This window comes from Kocuria sp. SM24M-10 (genome assembly GCF_001027955.1).
In the GTDB taxonomy this organism is placed as follows: Bacteria; Actinomycetota; Actinomycetes; order Actinomycetales; family Micrococcaceae; genus Kocuria; species Kocuria oceani.
In genome coordinates this window covers 1-2,765 of sequence record NZ_LDNX01000109.1, presented here as the reverse complement: position 1 = coordinate 2,765, position 2,765 = coordinate 1, and the positions used below count along the sequence as shown (strand labels likewise).

The 2,765-nt window shown below is 74.9% G+C and carries 3 protein-coding genes; 2 read left to right on the top strand and 1 reads right to left on the bottom strand.

All coding sequences use genetic code 11. From position 1 onward, the window contains the following. Positions 1-60: 60 nt before the first annotated feature. Entirely contained in the window at positions 61-762 is a 702-nt protein-coding gene (locus ABL57_RS23550) for a MarR family transcriptional regulator (protein ID WP_082157421.1), read from the top strand. 42 nt (positions 763-804) lie between these two features. On the opposite strand, the gene ABL57_RS12180 is transcribed toward ABL57_RS23550, so the two are convergent. Then, a complete protein-coding gene (locus ABL57_RS12180; protein ID WP_047803749.1) occupies positions 805-1,299 on the bottom strand; it encodes a nucleoside deaminase in 495 nt (164 codons plus the stop codon). Positions 1,300-1,590: 291 nt separating this feature from the next. Here ABL57_RS12180 and ABL57_RS12175 point away from each other — a divergent pair, with 291 nt between their 5' ends. Next, entirely contained in the window at positions 1,591-2,721 is a 1,131-nt protein-coding gene (locus ABL57_RS12175; protein WP_152683391.1) for an alanine--glyoxylate aminotransferase family protein, read from the top strand. The last annotated feature ends 44 nt before the right edge of the window (positions 2,722-2,765 follow it).

Genomic DNA, 2,765 nt, shown 5'->3' with positions numbered 1-2,765 from the left:
TGTGTCTAGTTTGTCTAGTTACTCGACTACCGGGCTTGTCGGTGGCCTAGGATGATCGGCATGATGTCTCGAGTCCCCACCTCCTCCGGCTACTGGTACGGCACCGACGACGCCGCCGGGCCCGGACCGGTGCAGGTGCTCGAGGCCCTGCGCGCCTACCGCACCGCCGAGACCGCGATGCGCCGGCGCACCAAGGACTCCATGGGCATGGGCGAGAAGGACGTCCTGGCCCTGCGCTACCTGCTCGAGGCCCACCGCGCCGGCACCCCGATGAGCCCCCGCGACCTCGCCGCCCGGCTGGGCATCTCCTCGGCCTCCACCACCACCCTGCTGGACCGGCTCACCCGCACCGGCCACGTCGCCCGCCGCCCGCACCCCACCGACCGCCGCGCCCTGGTGATCGTGGCCACCGCCGAGGCCGACTGCGAGGTGCGCACCACCCTGGGCCGGATGCACGAACGCATGCTGGCCGCCGCCCGGGCCCTGGACCCGGACCAGGCCGCCACCGTCACCGCCTTCCTGCACGCCATGGCCGCAGCCGTCGACGCCGCCGAGGACGCCGACGAGGACGTGGGCGGCCCGGATGATCCGGAGGGTCCCGAGGACCTCGGAGATCCCGCGGTCATCGAGGTCGTCCACGGCACCGACGCCGTCGACACCGGCGAGGAGCTCGAGGGCTCCGGGGTCGCCCGGGGCGCCGGCGCCGTCCGGGTGAGCCGCGCCGCCGAGCGGCCGGGCGCACCGGACGCCGCCGGGCCCTGATGGCGTCCGGTGCGGGCCCCGGCCCGTGCCGGGGCGCGCTCCTCAGTAGGCGGTGCGGGCCGTGTTCGCCGCCCACGCCTCGAAGGGCGCGGTGCGCTCCTGGAGGTCGACGGGGCGCACGGGCAGCGAGCGCTCCTCCACCGGCCGGGCGAAGTACTCGTGGAACTCCGCGTCGTCGAAGCCCCCGGCCGCGGCGTCGTGCCGGTCGGCCGCGAACCAGACCGCGTCCAGGCGGGACCACAGGGACGCGGACACGCACAGCGGGCACGGCTCGCAGCTCGCGTAGAGGGTCGCCCCGGAGAGGTCGAACGTGCCGAGCTCCCGGCAGGCGGTGCGGATGGCGACCACCTCCGCGTGCGCGGTCGGGTCGCTGTCGGCGGTGACACGGTTGACGCCGGAGAAGCGGCGGCCGTCGGCGGTGACGACCACGGCGCCGAAGGGCCCGCCGTCGGCCTTGGCGTTGTCGACCGCGAGCGCGATGGCCTCGCGCAGGAACTGCCGGGCCTCGGCCGGAACAGTGGTCTCGTTCGTGCTCATGCGGATCTCCCGGGTGAGGCAGATGCCGCTGGGGAGCTCGCCGAGCCAGAACCGGGAGACGCGCCGACGGCGGCCGCTGCGTGATCGATGGTGCAGTTCTGCCTGGTAGATAGTCCGGTCGCCCGAACCCGCCGTGGGCCAGTCCAGAGGCTACCGGGCAGTGTCCCGCTTCACAACAGCCGCCCCTGCGGTCCCGGGGACCGCGCGCGGGCGCGGCCGCCACGCCGCCGCCGGACCGGTCGCCCGGCTCCGTGCCGGAGGACGTCCCGGCTAGGCTGGGCTCCCGACCCGATGACCCGTCCGTGTGAGGAGCGCTCCGTGCCCGTGATCCAGCGACACCTGTTCGGCCCCGGCCCGTCCAACCCGTATCCCGAGGCCACGGCCGCGCTGGCCCTTCCGCTGCTCGGGCACCTCGACCCCGCGTTCCTGGAGATCATGGACAGCGCCTGCGACGGTCTGCGCGAGGTCTGGGGCACCCGCAACCGGCGGACCCTGCCGCTGAGCGCCACCGGCTCGGCCGGCATGGAGGCCGCCTTCGTCAACACCGTGGAGGACGGCGACGTCGTCGTCGTGGCGGTCAACGGCCTCTTCGGGGAGCGGATGTGCGACGTCGCGGCCCGGTGCGGCGCCGAGGTGGTGCGGGTGGACTTCCCGTACGGGCAGCCGATCGACCCCCAGCAGGTCGCCGAGGCGCACCCGGCCCCGAAGATCATCGCCGCGGTGCACGCCGAGACCTCCACGGGCGTGCGCTCGGACATCGCCGCGCTGGGGGAGCTCAAGGGCGACGCCCTGCTGCTCGTCGACGCCGTCACGTCCATCGGCGGCATCGAGCTGCGCGCGGACGAGTGGGGGGTGGACCTCGGCTACGCCGGCACCCAGAAGTGCCTGGGCGTGGCCCCGGGGCTGGCGCCGTTCACGATCTCGGACGCCGCGTTCGAGCGCCGGGTGCGCCATCCCCGGTCCTGGTACCTGGACCTCGGCATGCTCGGCGGCTACGTGGGGGAGGCGCAGGGCCGGGCCCGCACCTACCACCACACCGCGCCCACCGCCATGATCGCCTCCCTGGACGCGGGGCTGCGCCGGATCTCCGAGGAGGGCCTGAAGAACGTGTGGGCCCGCCACCAGGCGGCGGGCGACGCCCTGCAGGACGGGCTGCAGGAGATGGGCCTGGAGCTGTTCGCTGCCGAGGGCCACCGACTGCCGGAGCTGACCACCGTGAAGGTGCCCGAGGGGGTCGACTCCGCCGCGGTCCGGGCCCACCTGCTGGAGCACTACTCGCTGGAGATCGGCGCGGGCGTCAAGGAGTACGCCGACACGGTCTGGCGGATCGGGCTGATGGGTCCCAACGCCCACGCCGGGTCCGTGGCGCTCGTCCTGGGCGCCCTGCAGGAGGCGCTGCGGAAGACCCCGCTGCCGGTCTGAGCCGCCGTGCCGCGGCGTGCCCCGGCCGGGGCACGCCGCGGCAC

Coding starts and splice junctions, on each gene's coding strand:
- ABL57_RS12180 (WP_047803749.1), bottom strand. CDS start 1,299: ATGAGCACGAACGAGACCACTGTTCCGGCCGAGGCCCGGCAGTTCCTG.
- ABL57_RS12175 (WP_152683391.1), top strand. CDS start 1,591: ATGACCCGTCCGTGTGAGGAGCGCTCCGTGCCCGTGATCCAGCGACAC.
- ABL57_RS23550 (WP_082157421.1), top strand. CDS start 61: ATGATGTCTCGAGTCCCCACCTCCTCCGGCTACTGGTACGGCACCGAC.